General features: G+C 21.3%; 17 protein-coding genes. 6 read left to right on the forward strand and 11 right to left on the reverse strand.

The window, feature by feature from the left end:
* Positions 1–5: 5 nt before the first annotated feature.
* The 3 genes from GJT86_RS01055 to GJT86_RS01065 all read left to right on the forward strand — a co-directional run bounded on the left by GJT86_RS01055 (position 6) and on the right by GJT86_RS01065 (position 4,115).
* Positions 6–1,265, forward strand: coding sequence for a 2-oxo acid dehydrogenase subunit E2 (locus GJT86_RS01055; protein ID WP_168920447.1), 1,260 nt, complete (start codon positions 6–8; stop codon positions 1,263–1,265).
* Between the two features lie 38 nt (positions 1,266–1,303).
* Positions 1,304–2,716 carry a dihydrolipoyl dehydrogenase gene (gene lpdA / locus GJT86_RS01060; protein WP_168920448.1) on the forward strand — a complete coding sequence of 471 codons (1,413 nt, stop codon included), beginning with the start codon at positions 1,304–1,306 and terminating at the stop codon, positions 2,714–2,716.
* A gap of 121 nt (positions 2,717–2,837) precedes the next feature.
* Positions 2,838–4,115: a glycoside hydrolase family 28 protein gene (locus GJT86_RS01065; protein WP_168920449.1), complete on the forward strand. Its 1,278-nt coding sequence runs from the start codon at positions 2,838–2,840 to the stop codon at positions 4,113–4,115.
* On the opposite strand, the gene dapE is transcribed toward GJT86_RS01065, so the two are convergent.
* From dapE to GJT86_RS01095, 6 genes are all read right to left on the reverse strand, one after another.
* A complete protein-coding gene (gene dapE, locus GJT86_RS01070) occupies positions 4,110–5,267 on the reverse strand; it encodes a succinyl-diaminopimelate desuccinylase (RefSeq protein WP_168920450.1) in 1,158 nt (385 codons plus the stop codon). The two genes, GJT86_RS01065 and dapE, sit on opposite strands and share 6 nt — an antisense overlap.
* Positions 5,268–5,332: 65 nt before the next feature.
* Positions 5,333–7,666 (reverse strand): endopeptidase La, encoded by a 2,334-nt coding sequence (gene lon / locus GJT86_RS01075; protein WP_168920451.1) that lies wholly within the window; start codon positions 7,664–7,666, stop codon positions 5,333–5,335.
* A gap of 40 nt (positions 7,667–7,706) precedes the next feature.
* Positions 7,707–8,972: an ATP-dependent Clp protease ATP-binding subunit ClpX gene (gene clpX, locus GJT86_RS01080; protein WP_168920452.1), complete on the reverse strand. Its 1,266-nt coding sequence runs from the start codon at positions 8,970–8,972 to the stop codon at positions 7,707–7,709.
* A gap of 31 nt (positions 8,973–9,003) precedes the next feature.
* Positions 9,004–9,639 (reverse strand): ATP-dependent Clp endopeptidase proteolytic subunit ClpP, encoded by a 636-nt coding sequence (gene clpP / locus GJT86_RS01085; RefSeq protein ID WP_168920453.1) that lies wholly within the window; start codon positions 9,637–9,639, stop codon positions 9,004–9,006.
* 587 nt (positions 9,640–10,226) lie between these two features.
* Positions 10,227–10,505: a BolA family protein gene (locus tag GJT86_RS01090; RefSeq protein WP_168920454.1), complete on the reverse strand. Its 279-nt coding sequence runs from the start codon at positions 10,503–10,505 to the stop codon at positions 10,227–10,229.
* Between the two features lie 61 nt (positions 10,506–10,566).
* Entirely contained in the window at positions 10,567–11,340 is a 774-nt protein-coding gene (locus tag GJT86_RS01095) for an inositol monophosphatase family protein (RefSeq protein ID WP_168920455.1), read from the reverse strand.
* A gap of 161 nt (positions 11,341–11,501) precedes the next feature.
* Between GJT86_RS01095 and GJT86_RS01100 the strand changes: the two genes are divergently transcribed.
* From GJT86_RS01100 to GJT86_RS01110, 3 genes are all read left to right on the forward strand, one after another.
* Positions 11,502–11,801 (forward strand): NifU family protein, encoded by a 300-nt coding sequence (locus GJT86_RS01100; RefSeq protein WP_168920456.1) that lies wholly within the window; start codon positions 11,502–11,504, stop codon positions 11,799–11,801.
* A gap of 147 nt (positions 11,802–11,948) precedes the next feature.
* Positions 11,949–12,845 carry a homoserine O-succinyltransferase gene (locus GJT86_RS01105; protein WP_168920457.1) on the forward strand — a complete coding sequence of 299 codons (897 nt, stop codon included), beginning with the start codon at positions 11,949–11,951 and terminating at the stop codon, positions 12,843–12,845.
* A gap of 63 nt (positions 12,846–12,908) precedes the next feature.
* Positions 12,909–14,618 (forward strand): proline--tRNA ligase, encoded by a 1,710-nt coding sequence (locus tag GJT86_RS01110; protein ID WP_168920458.1) that lies wholly within the window; start codon positions 12,909–12,911, stop codon positions 14,616–14,618.
* On the opposite strand, the gene tilS is transcribed toward GJT86_RS01110, so the two are convergent.
* The 5 genes from tilS to rseP form a co-directional block, all read right to left on the reverse strand.
* Entirely contained in the window at positions 14,619–15,938 is a 1,320-nt protein-coding gene (gene tilS, locus GJT86_RS01115; protein WP_168920459.1) for a tRNA lysidine(34) synthetase TilS, read from the reverse strand. It lies immediately after the preceding gene.
* Positions 15,939–15,993: 55 nt separating this feature from the next.
* Complete coding sequence (gene dnaE, locus GJT86_RS01120; protein ID WP_168920460.1) at positions 15,994–19,458, reverse strand: DNA polymerase III subunit alpha; 3,465 nt, start codon at positions 19,456–19,458, stop codon at positions 15,994–15,996.
* Positions 19,459–19,494: 36 nt separating this feature from the next.
* Positions 19,495–19,944, reverse strand: a complete 450-nt coding sequence (gene fabZ / locus GJT86_RS01125; protein WP_168920461.1) for a 3-hydroxyacyl-ACP dehydratase FabZ — start codon at positions 19,942–19,944, stop codon at positions 19,495–19,497.
* 138 nt (positions 19,945–20,082) lie between these two features.
* Positions 20,083–22,380 carry a BamA/TamA family outer membrane protein gene (locus tag GJT86_RS01130; protein ID WP_168920462.1) on the reverse strand — a complete coding sequence of 766 codons (2,298 nt, stop codon included), beginning with the start codon at positions 22,378–22,380 and terminating at the stop codon, positions 20,083–20,085.
* The gene (rseP, locus tag GJT86_RS01135; RefSeq protein WP_168920463.1) at positions 22,352–23,719 is read right to left on the reverse strand and encodes an RIP metalloprotease RseP; all 1,368 of its coding nucleotides are present in this window, start codon (positions 23,717–23,719) and stop codon (positions 22,352–22,354) included. Before rseP ends, GJT86_RS01130 begins: the two co-directional genes overlap by 29 nt.
* Positions 23,720–23,782: the final 63 nt, after the last annotated feature.

Below are 23,782 nucleotides of genomic sequence, written 5' to 3' on the forward strand. Positions count from 1 at the left end.
ATTACATGAATAATAATATTATCATATTACCAGATATTGGCAATGACAATATGAAAGTTACTGAAATTTTAGTGCAAGTAGGAGATTATATACATAAAGATCAAAGTATTATTGTTGTAGAAAGCGATAAAACTTCTATAGAAGTGCCTGCAGATCAAGAAGGTGAAATTCAAAAAATTTGTGTTAATATTGGCGATATAGTACAAACTAATAGTCAAATTTTAATTTTATTAAATACAAAACAACACACAAATAATACTTTAAGTATAAATACAACTAAACAAAATAAAACAACTGATAGAAATATAATATTAAATAATACTAAATTATTTAATAAAAAAAATGATATAAAAGAAAAAGAACCAGTTATACAAAAAAAAATAGAACCAGAATATTTTTATGCTACTCCATATATCAGAAAAATAGCACGTCAATTTAATATTAATTTATCTATAATTAAAGGTAGTGGTAATAAAAACAGAATTGTAAAAGAAGATATTATGCGATATATAAAAGATAATAATTTTGATAATATACGAACTAATACTAAAAATCTTTATGAAAAATATGGTCCTGTAGAAATAGTTATTTTAAATAACATACAAAAAACAACTAGTGTTAATTTAACAAATAATTGGAAAAATATTCCTCATGTTACACAACATATTCAAGCTGATATAACCGAATTAGAATCTTTCCGCACTAAAAAAAATTATGAATTAAAAAAGACACATAATATCAAAATTACTATACTGAGTTTTATTATTAAAATATGTGCTCATGCTTTAAAACAATTTCCTTATTTTAATTCATCTATTTTAGATAATAAAACTTTAATTATTAAAAAATATTATAATATAGGTATTGCTGTTAATACACCAAAAGGTTTAGTTGTTCCAATAATATTTAATGTATTAGATAAGAATATTATTGAAATTTCTAAAGAAATTATACTTTTAGCAAACAAAGCTAAAAATAATAAATTAATACCTCAAGATCTTAAAGGTGGATGTTTTACTATTTCTAATCTAGGTCAATTACGTAGTAATTTTTTTACTCCTATCATTAATGCGCCAGAAGTTTCTATTTTGGGTATATCACAAGCTATGATACAACCAATATGGAATAATGATAAATTTATTCCAAGATTAATGTTACCATTATCTTTATCTTATGATCATAGAATCATTAATGGTGTAGATGGTGTTATGTTTTTAAATTTCATATGTGATTTAATATCCGATATTAGAAATTTATTAATTTAATATTTATTTTTTTAACTTACATGTAGATTATAATTTTTATGAATAAAAATAAAAAAACACAGATAATAATTATTGGTGGTGGACCAGCAGGATATTCAGCTGCTTTTCGTTGCAGTGATTTAGGCATGCAAACTACGATTATAGAAAAATATGATAATTTAGGAGGTGTATGTTTAAATGTTGGATGTATTCCTTCTAAAGCTTTACTACATATTACAAATATATTAAAAGAACAAAAAATATTAATGAAATATGGTATTTTAAATCATGTGTGTGAAGTTAATATTTCAAAATTATTGTTATGGAAAAATAATATTATTACTAAATTAACTAATGGATTAAAATTTTTAGCCAAGAAAAGAAATGTAAATATTATTAATGGAATGGCACATTTTATTAATGAAAACAGTGTAGAAGTAATAAATAATAATACTACTACAATAATTAATTTTGATAATGCTATTATAGCAACTGGTTCAAAACCAAATACTATGACTAGTATGTATAAAAACGACCCAAGAATATGGAATTCTACAGATGCTTTAATGTTAAAAACTATACCAAAAAAAATGTTAATTATAGGCGCTGGTATTATTGGATTAGAAATGGCTACCATTTATTGTTCTTTAGGTGCTGCAATAGATATTGTAGATACATCTGATGTATTATTATCAGAAGTTGATACAGATATTATAAATATATATAAAAGTATTATTCATAAAGAATTTAATATAATGTTACATACTAAAGTAATCTCTATAGATATTACACAAGACCAATTACATGTGCACTTAACAAGTGATAATAACAAATCTGTATATGCAAAATATTATGATGTTATTTTAATTGCTATAGGGAGAACTCCAAATTCACAGTACATTAATAAAAATTTTGGTAAATTAGATATTAATGCACAAAATTTTATTAACGTTGATAATCAAATGAGAACTAATATACCCAACATATACGCTATTGGTGATGTGATTAGCACTCCTTTGTTAGCGCATAAAGGAATACATGAAGGACATTTAGCAGCTGAAGTTATAGCAGGTAAAAAACATTATTTTATACCTAAAGTTATACCTTCAATAGCATATACCAATCCTGAAATTGGTTGGGTAGGTTTAACTGAAAAACAAGCTCAACATGATAATATAAAATATAGAACATCATCATTTCCATGGCAAGCATTAGGTCGTGCTCTTGCAACTAATTCTGAACATGGTACAACAAAGCTAATTATAGAAAAAGAATCTAATAGGGTTATTGGTGGTGCTGTTATTGGACATAATGCAGGAGAATTATTAGGAGAAATTAGTTTAGCCATAGAAATGGGTTGTGATATTGAAGATATAGCATTAACTATGCATGCTCATCCTACATTATACGAGTCTATTGGTTTAACAGCAGAAATATTAACTGAAACTATTACTGATATATTAAATAAATAAGGACTATGTTAATTATTCTTAACACATAAATATATTTAAATAGTATGATATAAATCAAATTATATAAAATAACTATATTATATAATAATTTTATTTATAACAAAATGTTTTTATAATATATATGTTAAATTATAAACAATTTAATGCTATTAAAAAAAATATAAATTCTATTTATACTAATCAAAAACAACGTTATATATATACGCATTTTAAAAACAAAACTGATATTACAAAAATTATTAATAATACCATAACTAATTGTCATAATAATGGTGGTGGAATTATTGTGATACCAAATGGAGAATATTACTCTGGGCCAATACATCTTAAAAGTAATGTACACATACATTTACAAGATGATGTTATCATCAAATTTTATACTGATCCTAAAAAATATTTTAATGTTTTAACACGTTGGGAAGGCATTGATTGTATTAATTATACACCATTAATTTATGCTTATAAACAAAAAAATATCGCTATTACAGGACATGGTATATTAGATGGTCAAGCTAATATTAATAATTGGTGGTCTTGGAAAAATGATATAAATGGTAATTATTTACAAAATAAAGATGTAAAAGTTTTAATGAATATGATGAAAGATAATATTCCGATAAAAAAAAGAATTTTTGGATATCATCATTATCTTCGTCCTAATTTTATACAATTTTATTTATGTACCAATATATTAATTAAAAATATTACTATCATTAATTCTCCTATGTGGGAAATACATCCTGTATTAAGTAATAATATACATATTAGTCATGTTTATATTAATAGCATTGGTCCAAATAATGATGGTTGTAATCCAGAATCTTGTAATAATGTATTAATTGAACATTGTTCTTTTAATACTGGTGATGATTGTATTGCTATTAAATCTGGTAAAAATGATGATGGCAGGAAGAATAATATTCCTTCTAGTAATATTATTATACAAAATTGTTTCATGTATAAAGGTCATGGTGCTGTAGTATTAGGTAGTGAATGCAGCGGAGGTATTAATAATATTTTTATAAAAAACTGTCAAACATTTGGAAAAAAAATACAATCGTTTTTAAGAATTAAAAATAATGCTGTTCGTGGTGGAGATATACATGAAATATATTTACAAGATACTAAGATATATTTTGTAAATTCTAGTATTTTAAATATAAATTTTGTATATGATGAAGGTCAACATGGTCATTACATACCTAAAGTATATAATATTTATATAAATAATATACGTGTATATATGTGTTATCGTGTAATGGATATTAACACATTTCAGAAGTCTTATGTAGATAATATTTTTTTCAAAAATAATGTTTTCCAGTATATAAAACATCCTTCAAAAATAAATATTTGTAATCCTAATAATATTTATTTATATAATACTAAATATTTATAATAATATATTTTTCATAATATTATAATAAATTTTATATAATGTATATATATCGTCAATATGTGTACATTCGTCTATTTTATGAATAGTAGAATTAATTAAACCTAATTCTACTATTTGTGCACCAGTAGCTATAATAAATCTGCCATCAGAAATACCACCATCATTTATAATAGTAGGTATCACATTATTAACTGTTGCAATACTTTTTTTAACAATACTAATTAATTGTGTTTTTTGATCATAGACAGTATTACTTATAAATGGTTTGCCAATTAAATCCCAATCAAATTGATATTTAAAAATATTATATTTCTTAAGAATTAAATGTAATCTATCTAAAAAAATATTATAGTGCATAGTATGCATATATCTAAAATTAATTTGTAAAATAATATGATTAGGAATTACATTAGTATTGTTTTGTATAGAAGATATAAAATTAGTAATCTGCATACTTGTATTAATGGAATCTTTATTTTTTGGTTCCCACGTAATATTTAATAATTCATATAAAAAAGGTATTACTGTATGAATTGGATTTATAGCTAATTTATGGTAAGCCACATGACCCTGTATACCATAAATTTTTAAAGTAATATTTAAAGAACCTCTTCTGCCATTTTTAATATTATCACCAATTATTTGGTAACTTGTTGGTTCACCTAATATACAATAATTTATTTGTTCTTTTTTTTTTATTAAACGATTAATTACTTGTTTAGTGCCATCTTGTGCCGCACCTTCCTCATCAGAAGTAATTAAAAAAGCTATTTTACCATGATGTTGGTTATATTTTTGTATAAAAGATTTAGCTGCAAAAACCATTGCAGCTAACGCACCTTTCATATCACATGTACCTCTACCATACATGATATTATTATGAATAATTCCCTCAAAAGGCGGATATTTCCATAAAGAGATATCTCCAGGAGTAACAATATCTGTATGTCCTGCAAAAACTAATGTTGGTGTAATATTATCATTAGTATGATAAGCCCAAAAATTACTTGTTTGATTAATATTCATTAAATCAATTTTAAAATTTAATTTTTGCAAAAAAGAAATTAATATTTTTTGGCAACCGTAATCTTTAGGACTAATAGATGGACATTGAATTAAACTTTTTGTAAATTCTATAATTTTTTTAAACATATGTTATAATTTGATTAGTTATATCAATATTATTTTTTATGAAGTATTTTTTGCATAAAAAATAACTAATTTATTTTTTTTAATAAAGATAATTTCCATACTTCTTCAATATTTTTTACAGGATATATTTTTAAAGCAGTTATAATATTTTTAGGAATATTTTCTAGATCTCTTTTATTTTGATATGGTATTAATACTATGTCTACACCACCTCTATGTGCAGCTAATAATTTTTCTTTTAAACCGCCAATAGGTAACACTTGACCTCTTAAAGTAATTTCACCAGTCATGGCAATATTAGCTTTTACAGGTGAATTACTTAAGCTAGATACCAAAGCAGTACAGATAGCTATGCCCGCACTAGGACCATCTTTAGGTGTAGCTCCTTCAGGAACATGAACATGTATATCAGTAGTTTTATAAAATTCATTATTAATATCTAATTTTTTTGTACGAGCTCTCACAACAGTTAAAGCAGCTTGGATAGATTCTTGCATAACTTCACCTAAAGATCCAGTATATGTTAATTTTCCTTTACCAGGAATACATGCTGTTTCAATAGTTAATAAATCTCCTCCAGATTCTGTCCAAGCTAAACCAATAACTTGACCAATACGATTAATATTTTCTGCTTTCCCATAATCATATTTTTTTACACCTAAATATTGTTTTAAGTTTTTTTTGTTTATTTCAATGAATTTAGTATTTTGATCTATTAAAATAGTTTTAACAGCTTTTCTACATAAAGACGATAATTCTCGTTCTAAATTTCTTACACCTGCTTCTCTAGTGTAATATCGAATAATATCCAAAATAGTATCTTGTTGTATAATTAGTTCTTGTTTTTTTAAAGCATTACGATAAAATTGCTTAGGTAATAAATATTTTGTCGCAATATTTAATTTTTCATCTTCAGTATATCCAGAAAGTTTAATTACTTCCATTCTATCTAATAATGGTAACGGTATATTAGTAACAGAATTTGAAGTAGCAACAAACATAATATCAGATAGATCATAATCTATTTCTAAATAATGATCATTAAAAGACATGTTTTGTTCTGGATCTAATACTTCTAATAATGCTGAAGAAGGATCACCACGCATATCATATGCAATTTTATCAATTTCATCTAATAAAAATAATGGATTTTTTACTCCTGAACGTGTAATTTTTTGTATAATTTTACCTGGCATAGAACCAATATATGTTCTTCTATGACCTCTAATTTCACCTTCATCACGAATACCACCTAAAGCCATTCTAATAAATTTTCTACCTGTTGTACTTGCAATAGATTTACCTAAAGATGTTTTACCAACCCCAGGTGGTCCAACAAAACATAAAATTGGTCCTTTAATTTTGTTCGATCTATTATGTACTGCTAAATATTCTAAAATACGTTCTTTTACATGTTCTAAACCAAAATGATCTTGATCTAATGTAATTTTAGCTTTATATAGATCTTTTTTTAATCTACTTTTTTGAAACCAAGGTATTTGAATCATCCATTCAATATATCCTCGTACAACTGTCGCTTCTGCAGACATTGAGGACATCATACGTAATTTATGTAATTCAGAATATGTTTTTTCTTTTGCATCTTTTGGCATTTTAGCTATTTCTATTTTTTTTTTTAAAATATCATTTTCATCAGGATGCACATCCATTTCACCTAGTTCTTTTTGTATAGCTTTTATCTGTTCATTTAAATAATATTCTCTTTGACTCTTTTCCATTTGTTGTTTAACTCTATTACGAATTTTTTTTTCAACTTGTAAAAGATCAATTTCAGATTCCATAATTGCCATCAGATATTCTAACCTTTCACGAATATTAAACATTTCTAATATTAATTGTTTATCAGATAATTTTAAAGGCATATGAGAAGCTATAGTATCAGATAATTTATCTACATGATGAATATTATTTAAAGAAGATAAAACTTCAGGTGGAATTTTTTTATTTAATTTAATATATCCTTCAAATTGATGCACAGCAGTACGTATTAAAACTTTTTGTTCTTTAGGTTCAATTTTAGGAGAGTTAATATATATAATTTGTGCTGTAAAATATTCTCCATTATCTGATAAAATATCAATTTGAGCTCTTTGTATTCCTTCCACTAATATTTTTAATGTACCATCAGGTAATTTTAACATTTGTAATATTGATGTTACTGTACCAATTGTAAATAAATCATTAATATCAGGGTTATCTTTTGCAGCATTCTTTTGTGCTACAAGCATAACTTTTTTATTATTTTTCATTACTGCTTCTAAACAACGTATAGATTTTTCTCTACCAATAAATAAAGGAATTACCATATGAGGATATACTACAACATCACGCAATGGTAATACAGGCATTACAATAGGTTCTGAATGATTAACATCCATAAAACAACCCTCTTTTATTGTTAAAACAATTGTTCATTATTTATACTTTATTAATAACATTCTTTTTATATTCTATAATTGGTTCAGATAAGTTTTTCACAACTTCATAAGTAATACTGATTTTATAAACATTAGATAATGAAGGTATATTATACATAATATCTAGTAATACTTTTTCCATAATAGTTTTTAACCCTCTTGCTCCTGTATTTAAAATAAGAGCTTGTCGTACTATTTCTTGTAGTGCTTTTATATCGAACATTATATCAACGTTATCATATTTAAATAACTGTTGATATTGTTTTATTAAAGCATTATGTGGTTCAGTTAAAACTTGCATTAATCCTTTACTATCTAACGCATCTAAAGTTACTATAATAGGCAAACGACCGATAAATTCTGGTATTAGACCAAATTTTATTAAATCTGTGGTATTAATTTGCTTATTCATATTATTAGTTTGATGATTTATATGTTTATTTTGTTTTTTTATATTAAAACCAATACTATGATTAATTAAATTTAATCTATTAGTAATAATTCTATCTAAACCATAAAACGAACCAGCACAAATAAATAAAATGTTATTTGTATTAATTTGTATAAAGTCTTGTTGTGGATGTTTTCTACCTCCTTGAGGCGGTACAGATACTACAGAACCTTCAATCAGTTTTAATAAAGCTTGTTGAACACCTTCACCAGATACATCTCTTGTGATGGAAACATTTTCAGATTTTTTAGCAATTTTATCAATTTCATCTATATAAATAATACCTTTCTCTGTATTTTCAATATTATAATTAGCATTTTGTAATAGTTTTTGCAAAATATTTTCTACATCCTCACCAACATATCCTGCTTCTGTAAGAGCAGTAGCATCAGTAATTACAAATGGTACATTTAATATACGTGCTAATATTTTTGCTAATAATGTTTTACCACTACCAGTTGGTCCTACGAGTAAAATATTACTTTTTTCAATTTCAATATCATTATTATGTTTTTTATCATATAAACGTAATCTTTTATAATGATTATAAATAGCTACAGCTAAAGTTTTTTTGGCATTATCTTGATTAATAACATATTTATTTAAATAATTAAAAATATTTTGGGGTTTTAATAATACATCATCATACATATTATTATTATTTTTTGTTTTATTAAAAATATTATTACATAATAATATACATTGTTTACAAATATATGCTTTATGACCTGATACTAATTTACCAATTTCATTTTGAAATTTACCACAAAAAGAACAACATAAAATTTTATTTAAATTATCCTTTTTATTTGTCATCACATAACCTCTATTTATATATTAAATACAATTATCGAATTTTTTCATGAGAAGATATAATATCATCTATTAAGCCATATTGCATTGCTTCCTTAGAAGTTAAAAATCTATCTCTTTCTGTATCTTGTTCAATAGTAGAAATATTTTGTCCTGTATGTAATGATAATAATATATTTATATGTTTCTTAATTCTTAAAATTTCTTGAGTATATATTTCTATATCTGTTGCTTGTCCTTGATAACCACCTAATGGTTGATGTATCATGATTCGTGAATTAGGTAAACCAAAACGTTTTTTTTTTGCACCAGCAGCTAATAAAAATGCTGCCATAGAACAAGCTTGTCCAATACAAATAGTATTAATATCTGGTTTAACAAGTTGCATTGTATCATAAATGGATAATCCTGATGTAATAATACCTCCTGGACTATTTATATAAAGATAAATATCTTTATGACGATTGACAGATTCTAAAAATAATATTTGTGCTATAATTAGATTAGACATTCTATCTTCTATAGAACCTGTTAAAAAAATAATTCTTTCTTTTAATAATTTGGAAAAAATATCATAAGAACGTTCACCACGACTATTCTGTTCTATAACCATAGGAACGTAATTATAATAATTAGGTATATTATTTATATTGTTATTATTGTTATACATTGTATATATCCTATTAATTTCTATATTATTATGTATAAATTATAATCATTATATAGAATGTTAATATAATTAGTGATTTAAACTATGCATATATTTATATATATATAAATTATTATCTAACCATGTCTAAAAAGTTTTATTATTGTATATAAAAAACAACATATCTAACATAAAAATTTGTTATATGCATACAATATGTTAAACATTTTTGTATGATATATCATACTGACCTAAAATATAAAATTTGGTATATTAATGTTGTAGTGAAATACTAATATACTATTTTATAACTTAATTAAATTTTAACATATATATAATATTTACATAAAATACATGTTTTAATATTTATATAATAAATGCTTATCAATAAAATGATTAGATAAATGTTTAATATATAAAATGAAAATATTATTCATATTTTATAATATATACAATAGTTTTATCTAAATCATGTGTATTAATATTATTTATTCAATAATAGTCATCATTTTTAATAAAAAATTATGATTAATAATGATATTATTAATAAACTGATATTATTAAATATAATAATATTATATATTTAAATGTTGATTTTATTAATAATATTACAGACATTCAACATTCTTATCGTGAATAATATTATTCCATTCTATGACTGAATATGTATTTAATGATATAGCATGTATTTGCTGCATGATGTTTTTAGTTAGTATTTTATAAATTAAACGATGTCTTTGTATTAAATTTTGTGTTGTAAAATGTTCACATACAATAGTAATTTGTAAATGTGTAATTATATTATGATCATTGCTATTATTTTTAATATTAAGAAATATAGGATTTAATGCAATTTTTATTTTTTTTTCTATTGTTTTAATAATCATATAGTGATAGTAATTTTCAAATTTAGTTTTTTAAATAATTATCTAGATATCATTACACATATTATGTAATTTGGTTTTTTGATAAAAATATTTTCAATATATTTGCATGTGCCGCTAAAATATTTTTTGAATGTTTATCATAACAATGACCTATTAAGTTAGTTATTAAACCCCCAGATTCTTTTATAAGTAGCTCACCAGCTAAAAAATAATAAAAATGTGATATATTATCATATATATAGCAATTAATTTTATTTGCAGATAAGTATGCTAAGTCTAAAGCAATAGAACCACACATACGTAACGCAATAGTTTTTTCAATAAATATTTTCATGATATTAATATATTGATTGTTTATTAAATAATTTGTATTTACAGTAATAAATAATGTAGAATTATAAATTTTGTCATTACAACGTAATTTATAACCATTTAATTGAGTATTTTGTCCTCTAATAGCTGTAAATAAATCATTTCTTAGTGGATCATATACTAAAGATATTTCTGTCTTTCCTTTTATTAAAATTACTATAGATGTACAAAAATGTGGAAATTTTTTAATAAAATTATCTATACCATCTAAAGGATTAATAATCCATATAGTTTGTTGCCATTGTAATATTAATAATTCTTTTTTATACTTAATGCTAAATGATTGATGATATGTATTCTGTAAAGTACGAATAATCATTCTACTAATCATAAATATCATTTTTTTTATAATAAAATTATAATCTTCATCATTAAAATACTGTTTTTGTTTTTCATAATATGTTAAAATTATATCTCCTATTTGACGTGCTATACGTATAGCAACATTTAACATTGGACGCATATTTTATTTTCTCATGAGTTATGTTTATAATAAAAAAAGATATATTATTAAAATAATATGTCTACTATACATACAATATATATTATAAAAAAATAATGATTTTATATAATATAAATATAACCGTTTTTAAAGTAAAAATATACCATATAATTAACATTATCATGAATAAAAAAATAGAACAAAATACTGATATAAAAAAATTAGAAAAAAAAATTAGATCTTATATTATAAATATTATTAATCCTATATTATTAAAACATGGTGGTTCTTTACAATTAAAAACTGTAACAATAGAAAAAATTGCTTTAGTAAAATTTATTGGTGGTTGTCAAGGTTGTGCAATGAGTCAACATACTTTGAATAATTGGATTGTAAAAGAACTATTAAATAATTTTACAGAACTAACCAATGTTCAAGATATTACTATGCATGATATACATCATTTTACATATTATAAATAAATAAATTTATTAAATAACCAATATTATGATATGTTGTTTTATTAAAAAATTATTAATAATATATATAATGGTATCCCATGCATAACGATCCATATACAATATAAATATTTAATATTATTTATTTAAGACATATAAGGAATCATATTTATGCCTGTCATAGTACCACAACATCTACCAGTTATGAAAAATTTTTTAAAGAAAAATTTATTAATTTTTTCTAATATACAAAATAATATTCTACAAAAATATTCATCATGTAAAATAATTAATATTGTTTTATTAAATTTAATGTATGATAAAATAGATACAGAAAATCAAATAATTAAAATACTATCACAATCTTCATCTCTTATAAAATTAACGTTATTAAACATTGATCATATATCCTCAAATAATATAAATACTAATATACATATAAAAAAATTTTATACTACACTAAATAAAATATTTAATAAATATTATGATGGTTTAATTATTACTGGAGCACCATTAGGACTAATAAAGTTTACAGATGTAAGATATTGGGATGAATTTGTTCGTGTGATATATTGGTCATTAAACCATGTAAAATCTGTTTTATCTATTTGTTGGTCTGTACAAGCTATTTTATATATTTTATATCATATACCTAAAAATACGAATTATAAAAAAATAATAGGTGTATTTAAACACCAAATATCAAATAAACAGCATTATTTAGTACAAGGTTTTGATGATTATTTTTTCGTACCTCATTCACGATATGCTAATTTTTCTATTAATTTTATAAAACAATACAAATATTTTGATATTATATCATATTCTAAAAAATCTGGTGTGTATATATTTACAGATTATAAATATATATTTGTTACAGGACATCCAGAATATGATCGTTATACTCTTGCAAAAGAATATAAGTATTATATTAAAAAAAATATATCTATCGATATTCCTTATCATTATTTTATAAACAATAATATTACATTAAAACCTGTTAATAGATGGAAAAGTCATGGATATTTATTATTTATGAATTGGATTTCTAATTTAATACAAATTTAATTACATATAATATGTTTATTCATTATATTATATTTAATAAATATAGGATAAAAGGAATGTATTTTGTTAGCTGATAAATATTTATTTTGTACCATTAAAAAAAAAGATATAAAACATTTAAATAGTCATATTCTTATGTTGGAAGCAGGAATTATTAAAAAACTATCTTCTGGAATTTATTATTGGTTACCTACAGGTTTAAAAATTATAAAAAATATAAATAACATTATAAGAAAATCTATGGATTTAGTTAATGCAATAGAGATATCAATACCTATATTACAGCCTATCAATATTTGGTTACAAAGTGGTCGTAACCTTGATTACGGTATGGAATTATTTAAAATTATAGATAGAAAAAAAAATATTTTTATATTAAGCCCAACTAATGAAGAAGCAATAACATATTGTGTGTTAAATATAATTAAATCTTACAAAGATTTACCAATACATTTATATCAAATACAAACAAAATTTAGAGATGAGATTAGACCTAGATTAGGTAGTGTACGCGCAAAAGAATTTATTATGAAAGATAGTTATTCTTTTCATTTAAACAAAAATTGTTTACAACAAACATATAATAATATGTTGCATACCTATAAAAAAATTTTTAATTATATGAAATTAGATTATGTAACGGTTATAGCTGATAATAATATTATTGGCGGTACTATTTCACATGAGTTTCATTTGTTTTCTGAACATGGAGAAAATTGTATAGTACATACTTCTAAATATGATTATATTGCTAACATAGAATATGCTACATACTTATTACCACAAAAAAAAAATATTAACGCAAAAAAAATCTTAGAAAAACAAATTATCACTAGCACAAAAAAAATATTAGATATATGTAAAGATAATAATATATCAACAAAAAAAATTATTAATACTTTTATTATTAAAAATAATAATAAAGAAAACTCTTTTGTTATGATTTTAATTCGTTATGGTTATAAATTTAATATAAATAAATTTATTAAACAAAATCCATTATTTATATCATGTAAAATGTTATCAGAAATAGAGATTAAAAATATTTTTCATATACATAATATTAATTCTTTAGGACCTTATAATATAAATATTCCTATCATTGCAGATTATTCAGTAATTAATATGTATAATTTTATTATTGGTATTAATAATAACCAATATTATATTAATGCTAATTGGAATATAGATTTAATATTACCAAATAATATTCAAGATATTAGATATATTACTTATCATGATTTAGCTCCTAATGGTAATAAATTAATCATTACAAAAAGTATCGAAATAGCACATATTTTCCAATTAGATACAAAATATTCTGAAGCAATGAATTTATATATTTATGATATGTATGGGTTAAAACAATATCTATATATGGGCTGTTATGGAATTGGTATTACTCGTATAATGGCTGCTATTATAGAACAGCACCATGATAAACATGGTATTATTTGGCCTACTACTACTTTAGCACCATTTAAAATAGCTATTATTCCTATTAATATGCATAATAATGATGCTATTAAAAATATTGCTTATACTTTATATAAAAAATTTTTAAAACATCAATTAGAAATATTATTAGATAATAGACTAATTAGTTTCGGGAAAATGTTAACTGATATGGATCTGATCGGTATACCACATATAATTATTATTAGTGCTAAACATTTAAAAAATCATAATATAGAATATAAATCTAGAAATACTAATACTAAAATAATTTTATCTATAAAAAATATTGTTTCATATATTATAAATCAAGAATAATTATTCTATTTTTATCCATGTAATGTATAGAGATTGGTTATTTGGCATTACTTTCCCATGTATAGTGATTAAATTATTTTCTAAATCTGCAATTAAACAATTGTTATAAAATAATAATGGTATTTGGTTTCTTTTATAAATCGGAATAGATAATTTATTCCATATATGATTAATGTTTATTTTTTTAAAATTATTTTGGCAAAAATAAATCTTTTGATTATCATAAAATTTAACATATATATTTTCGTTTTCATATGGATAACGTACTACTATACTATTAGTAATATCTTTTTTAACAATACATAATGTACCTAGTTTATATGGTAAAATTAAAGCATGCTTAATATCGTACCAAAACAATATAATTTTTTGTAAAGTAGGAATATAATTTAAACAAAATAAATATGTATTATTTTTACAAATTATTTTCTTATGTATTATAATTTTAGATGTTAACTTTTGAGCACATATTACTTCATTCCATATTAAAGATAATGTTTTATATGTAACCATATGACATTTATTATATTCTAACCATTTTCTTAAAATAGCATATCGTTTATATACGCTATAAAATTTTAAAGGTATAAAAAATATACTTTTATTTTCTTGGATAAGATTATTTAAAATAGGATTTAAAAATTCATTTAATAATGTTTCTTGTTCTTGACATATTTTTGCAGATCTAATAATAGTTTTTCTAAAAAACGGCCATCTTATATTAATTTGTGGCAAAATAATATTCCTTAAAAAATTACGGTCATATCTATTATCTATATTACTTGGATCATCAATCCAAGTAATATTATGTTGTAGAGCATACCATAAAATTTTTTTTTTCGAAATATATAGTAACGGACGAAATATTTTCATTTTTTTAATATTATTTTGTTCTGCAATACCTGATAATCCTTTTAGTCCGCTACCTCTTTTTAAAGCCAACAGTATTGTTTCACATTGATCATCAAGATGATGTGCAGTGACAAGATATTCATCAGCTTTAATTAAATTATTCAAGATCTTGTATCTTTTTATTCTTGCTTCTTCTTCTATGTTACTTTTTTTATATATAAAAATATTTTTATATATAAAATCAACATGCAATTTTTTACATGTCAGAAAACATTTATTAATCCATGTTTTAGATATATAATTTAAATTATGGTTAATATGTATTGCTCTAATTGTTATACTAGGATATTTTTTACGTAATTGTACTAAATCATATAATAATACAGAAGAATCTAAACCACCACTATACGATAGTAAAATATTATGTAGTTTGTATAAAATATATTGTATTTTTTTTGTAATTAACATAATTTAATTGTTATTTATGTAGTTATATATTCTTTAAAAGTATTTATAATGAAAATTATTTAAAATTAAATTTTACATCAAAATATTTTAGTTGAGATAAATATTGTATTTGTGATAATGTTATGTCATGATGATTAAAATAAAAATTTTCTTTTGAAAATAATTTTTGTTGTAAAGTTGTGTAAAAATATACAGGAATATAATCATCATGATATTTAACAGATAGGATCTGTTTTATATATATAAATAAGTCATCTAACATAATATCTTTATTATGTATAATAATATATATATTTTGTAAAAATTTTTTTCTCATATTTATTAAACTAATAATATTATAAGCATCAATTTTAAAAACATTTAGATAATTATCTAAACGTAGAGTACCATATAAAATAACTATGTGATTATTTTTGATTAAATAATTAAATTTATAGAATATATTTAACATCATATTTACTTCAATTTTCGCTGTATTATCATCTATATCAAAAATAACACATTTTTCTTTTTTATAATTTATATTATGATGTATATTTGTAATAATACCACATGCTGTAATTTTAATTATATTATTTTTATAAGTATTACACATTTGTTTTATACTAATATTATTAGTATAATATTTTACTTCTTTATAATAATCAATAAGAGGATGATTTGTTAAATACATTCCTAAAATGTTTTTTTCTTTTAAAAAAATTTCTTTATTTGATAAAAATATTTTTTTTATATTTAATAAACTATTTTCTAAATTTACATGATTCTGTAATGATAATAAATTCATTTGTTTTGTACTTTTTTCTTTTATATAAATATTTGTTATTTTAATAATATTATCTAAATGTAACATTAATACACTTCTATGGTATGAAAAACAATCTAATGCACCAGATAAAATTAATTTTTCAATAATATGTTTATTATTTTTATCATAATGCATACGTATACATAAATCTATCATAGATTTAAATTTACCATATTTCATTCTATTATTAATAATTTGTAAAGCTTGATATGATCCTATACCTTTAATAGCACCTAAACCATATATAATATCTTTATTATGAACATGAAATTTATATAAGCTATCATTAATAGTGGGTGGTATAATTTTAATATGCATATTTTTACATTCTTGAATTAAATTCATAATTTTTTTTGTATTATCTAATTCAGAACTTAAAACAGCAGCCATAAATTCATGTGGATAATATATTTTTAACCAGAGAGTTTGATAAGAAATTAAAGCATAACCTACAGAATGTGATTTATTAAATCCATATGCAGAAAATTTTTCTAAAAAATTAAAAATTTTCATTACTAACGTTTTGTTAGTATTCATTTTTTTAGCACCATGTAAAAACAATGATCTTTGTTTTATCATTTCTTGATGTTGTTTTTTACTTATTACACGACGTAAAACATCAGCTTGTCCTAAACTATATCCAGATAATACTTGTGCAATTTGCATAACTTGTTCTTGATATAAAATAATGCCATATGTTGATTGTAATATTGGTTTTAACTTATCATGTTGCCAAACTTTATCAGGATATGAAATTATTTCTTTGCCATGTTTACGATTAATAAAATTTTCAACCATACCGGATTGTAATGGTCCAGGACGAAATAAAGCTAGTAAAGATACTATATCTTCAAAGTTATCTGGTTGTAAGTGTTTAATTAGTTCTTGTATACCTTTTGATTCTAATTGAAAAATACCTACAGTATTAGCTTTTTTTAAAAAATTAAAAATTTTTATATCATCTAATTTTAGGTTTTGTAATCTAATTTTAATATTATAATTTTGTTTTATCATTTTTAATGTATGATGTAATATTGTTAATGTACGTAATCCTAAAAAATCAAATTTAACTAAACCAATATTTTCAATATCATTTTTATCAAATTGTGTTAAAATATTATTACCTGTATGATCACAATATATTGGCATGAATTTAACTAGCTGTGTAGGTGCTATTACTACACCACCAGCATGTTTCCCTATGTTTTTTATTGTTCCTTCTAATTTTACAGCAGCATCAACTAAGTCTCTTACATTATTATCTGATTTATATATATCTAATAATTTTTTGTTTACAAAAGCTTTTTTTAAAGTTATACCTATATCTGTAGGTATTAATTTAGATATACGATTAATAAAATCATAAGGAAAACCTAATACTCTACCTACATCTCTAATGACTGCTTTAGCAGTCATAGTACCAAAAGTAATAATTTGTGCTACTGAGTTTAAACCATATATTTTTTTTACATGATCAATAACTAAATCACGTTTTTCCATACAAAAATCAATATCAAAATCCGGTAACGAAATTCTTTCTGGATTCAAAAATCTTTCAAAAATTAAATTAAATTTTATAGGATCTACATCTGTTATCTGTAAAACATATGCTACTAATGAACCTGCTCCAGAACCTCTAGCAGGACCTACAGGAATATTATGTTTTTTAGCCCATTGTACAAATTCCATAACAATTAAAAAATAACTTGCGAAACCCATTTTATTAATAACTGTTAATTCTTTTGATAATCTTTTTTCATAAATGCTTTTATTAATTTTTTGTGAAGTTTTATGTAATAAAGATATAATTTTTTTTTCCAAACCAGAAAAAGATTTTTGTATAAGATATTTTTCTGGAGTAATATTATTAATATAAAATTTAGGTAAAAAATATTTATTTAATGTTAAAAAAATATTACATCTTTGTGCAATTTCAATACTATTTTGTATAGCTTCTGGTATATCAGCAAATAAAGTAATCATATCTTGAGAGTTTTTAAAAAATTGTTCTTGACTATAAGGATTATTTCTTAAAAATATACTTAAAGTTGTACTTTGATTAATCGCAACACGTATGTTATGAGCTTGAAAATCATTTTTATTTAAAAAACGTACAGTATTAGTTGCTATAACAGGTAAAGAATAATCATAAGCTAAATTTAAAGCCATGTTAATATAATTCTTTTCATGTATTTTATTAGTACGTGTTAATTCTAAATAAAAACGATTATAAAAATATTTCTTATAAAAAGAGATAATTTTTGTTACTCTATTAAAATTATTTTCAAGTAAATTAATACCTATATCACCTTCTATACCACCAGATAAAATAATTAAACCATGATTATATTTTTGTAATAATTGATAATTAATTATAGGTCCAAAAGAACTATCATAACCATATTGATGTGCTATAGATATTAAATATTTTAAGTTTTGATAACCAACATTATTTATGCCTAAAATAGTTATTTTAGTACATTGTTGGAGAAATTTTATTCTACATTCTGCACCTACAATTGCTTTAATACCAGATTGATGTGCTAATTGATAAAATTTTATTAAACCAAATAAATTAGTAATATCTGTTATAGCTATTGCAGGCATATTAAATTTAATAGCTTGTTGAATAAATTGTTCAATTTTTGATAATCCATCTTGTATGGAATAATCACTATGAATATTTAAATGTATAAAAGTTTTTTTTGTCATTTTATAATAATTTTAGAAAAATATAATTATACAATTTTATTTTGTAATTTGTATACAAATCTTATTTGCAATACAAACAATAATATTATTAACTATAGCTATAGAATCATAAAAAAAAAAATTTTTTTTGTTATATTTAAAATAACTTTTAATAATTATTTGATCTCCAGGAATAACTTTTTGTTTAAAACGTATATTTTTAATACTAACAATATAAAACATTTTTTGTTTAATAACATTATTAGATATAGTTTTATATAATAAAATTCCTGTAGTTTGTAACATAGATTCTAATATTAATACTCCAGGATAAATTGGTTTATTAGGAAAATGCCCTATAAAATATGGTTCATTAATAGTAATATTTTTTATAACATGTATTACTAATTTATTAGTATCAATATATATGATACGATCTATTAAAATAAATGGGTAACGATGTGGTAAAATATTTAAAATTTCATTAATGTAAAGAATATTATTCAATGAATTATCTCTATAATACTAGTTATATTACAATACCAACATATTATACATTTAAAAGAAATTTTATAAATAAATATTTTTTCATAATGATTGTTATAATTAAACATTTAAATTTAATGTTAATTATTATAAATTGCATTAATTATTTTCAATAGTAAACTGAAATAATTGTATTTGATCATGTATAGATTTTTTTAATGGGTATGAACATGTAAAAGTAATAACACCTAGTGGTGTTTTATATTTTAAAACGAAACCGATAGATGATCTTAGTTCTGTAAAAAAATTTTTTTTATATGTTACATCTAATTTAGAGAGAATATTTTTTGTATATATAAAGTGCCATATACTACCTATATCAAAAAATAATAATGGTTTAAAATTTTGTAAATATTGATACATTGGTATATATGGAGGTATAGAAAATTTTAGTTCTGTTGTTAATTGAAACATAATATTATCATTATATGATACAGGATTAATATATCTTAAATGATTTATAGAATGATAAGAATTTTTTTGAAATTTTATATTAGGTTTAATTCCTCTAACAATATTATTGTGATTCATCCACATCATTTCAGGGAAAATATAAGTATTATTTGTAGGACTATTTATATACCCTATTTTACTCCTAATGATAAAATTTATGAGATAAATATATGCTTTATGATATTTATTCAATATTTTGATATATATCGGAATATATTGATTATATTTAAACATTAATTTATAATTATTATAATAAATTTTTTGCAAAATTGAAAAATTAAAACTTAAAATTGCCAAAATACCTTTTGTAGGTTGTTCTTGATGATTTAAAGTATTAAAAATTAAAAAATTTTTTATATTATATTCTATTAATGAATAAATTTTTTTCTGAAAAGTAATATGTTGTTTTTTATTAGTATAATAATTAGTTACATATATTGGTATTGATGTAGTGAAATGACGTATTTGATGATGTAGTAATCCTATATAATTTTTTATAGCAAAATGTGTGGAATAGATAGGTAACTTTAATATAGTGTATATGCCTTTTTTAATATCTATAAAATTCATATTTTTTTCAGGATGATGAAAAAATATTTTTATACCCATACTGATGTTTTTATAAAAAATATATGGTTTAATCAATAAAACATTCCAATAAAATTCATTAACACTTTTATTAATTATTACTAAAAGATTATTTGCTTTACCTAAAAAATTATCTTTTTGTAAATATGCATTTAACATGAATTTATTATTATTTAAACCAAAATTAAAATTAAACATATTTGTATTATTATTATGAATATTATAAATAACATCTACAGAATTTAATTTATCATGATTATTATGAAATAATACTGATACATCCTGAATATATTCAAGTTGTTTTAATTTATTTTTGGTTTGTTTTATTAAGTTTAGATTTAAAATATGATGTTCTTTATGTAAAAGATTATTTTGTAGTAAGTATTCTGGAATAATTTTATTATGTATAAATTTGATATATCGTACATAATATTTCATACCAGTATTTATATAAATATGTAGAACCATATTATTTACTGTAATATTATATGATTTATATATCATAATTGTAGGATGTAAAAAACCACACATTATTAAATAATTTATTATTTTTTTTTTTAAAATTAATATTTTTTTTGTTTGATATGTTTGATTTAAATATAAATTAGATATGTTATGTATTGGTTTTATAAGTTGTTTGCTATTTATATGAATAAAAACTTTTTTTAAAATATACAGTTGATTTTCTTTTATAAAAACATCTAAATTAATACTATGTTTATGAGGTATAATATTATATTTAATATTAGTGATTTGAAATTTTAAGAAACCTTGTTTAATATAAAAATGTGTTATATCATGTATGATACGTGATATTAATTGTTGATTGTAAGAATACAGACCAAAATAATACCCAAGTTTCATAAAATATAGATTAATATTTTTTAATAATATTTGTTGTGTAAAAGCAGAATTACCTATAATATTAATGCGTTGGATTTTAACTTTTCCTATTTCATTAATAAATATATATATTTTGTTATATATCTTATCATCTTTAATAATAAAAATTGCTATATTAGGAATACCATATATATTATATATATGTTTTATATATTTTTTTAACAAAAATATTTTTTCTTTATCTATTATATTAAATCTAGTAATTTTTAATTTATAAATTATGTTATATAAAATATAACTACTAATTTTTTTATTGCCAATAAATAAAATAGTATTTTTTATTTTTTGTTGTGGTATATTAGATATTTTATTTAATAAATTATGTGTTTTATAATTACAATGTTTTAATAATTGTGCCTGTAATGGTGTTATATAAAATAAATTTATAAATATAACAAATATAAACGTATAAATAACATGTATTTTAGTAATGTAATATTTTTGTATAATCATGTATAACAGATATACCCATAATAAAAATTATTAATATAATACTTATATTATATGCCAGTATTTTTATATATAATGATATTTTTCGTTTTATAATATTTTCACATATTAAAAAACATAATTGTCCTCCATCTAATATAGGTAAGGGCAATAAATTCATTATAGCTATATTAATACTTATTAAAGCTAAAAAACATAGATAAGATATGATACTTTTTTTAGCAAGAACACCTATCATATATCCAATATATATTGGACCACTAAAATGATCAAGACTAATATTATGTATTAATATAAGATTTTTTAAAGAAAAACATATTATTCTTATTAATATAAAAATTTTTTTACATGCCATAGATAACGATATCAAAAACTTATATTTAAAATTAGTATTATATATATTTTGTTTTAAATATATAATTTTAGGAGTAATGCCAATATAATTATACTGTAATAACATTTCTTTTAATTTTGGCAAACGTACTTTCATTAATAAAATTTGATTTTTTCTTTTTATATATAAAAAAATATTACGATTATTATGCATAAATAAATATTGTTGTAGATTATACCAATTCATTATCTTGGATCCCTTAGTTTTAATAATTTGATCACCAATATTTAAATGTATTTGTGCAGCTATAGAATGTTTTTCAATAGAAGTAATGATAGGAATAATGTTAATATATTCTGGAATAATACCTAGTGCAGCAATAAAATTATTATGATATACATTTAATGTATTAAAATTAATCGAAATATTTTTCTCAAACAATAAAGGTTGATTAATATTTTTAAGAAGAAAAACAATATTTTTTTGATGACTTAAAAAAATATTATGTAATTCTATATTTACATCATCCCAATTTAAAACAGTTTTATTATTAATTTTTTTAATTTCTGTATTTATAGGTAATTTTGCGTGATCTGCAATAGAATTATAATATATATTTTTGATAATTGGTTTATTATTATGCAAACTAATAAAAAATACAAACCAATAAATAATTATTGCAAATATTATATTAGCTATAGGCCCACTTAATATAATTAAAAATTTTTTAAAAAAAGATAATTGATCATAAAATAATAATTTATATTTTTGTATATATTTTTTAATTTTATTTGTTATGGGATGATATTTATCATCTAATATTTTTATATAACCACCTAATAGAAATAATCTTATAATATATTTAGTTCCATATTTATCAGTAAATTCAGTTATTTTTGGTCCAAAACCTAATGAAAAACATGTAATACATACATTAAAATATCTAGCTATATAAAAATGTCCATATTCATGTATGATAATTAATATACATAAAGTAATCATTAACATGATTATATCCCATAAAATATTTAACAAAATTGTATACTCCTATTAAAAATAATAAATTTACAT

It is taken from the genome of Enterobacteriaceae endosymbiont of Macroplea appendiculata (assembly GCF_012571605.1).
In the GTDB taxonomy this organism is placed as follows: Bacteria; Pseudomonadota; Gammaproteobacteria; order Enterobacterales; family Enterobacteriaceae.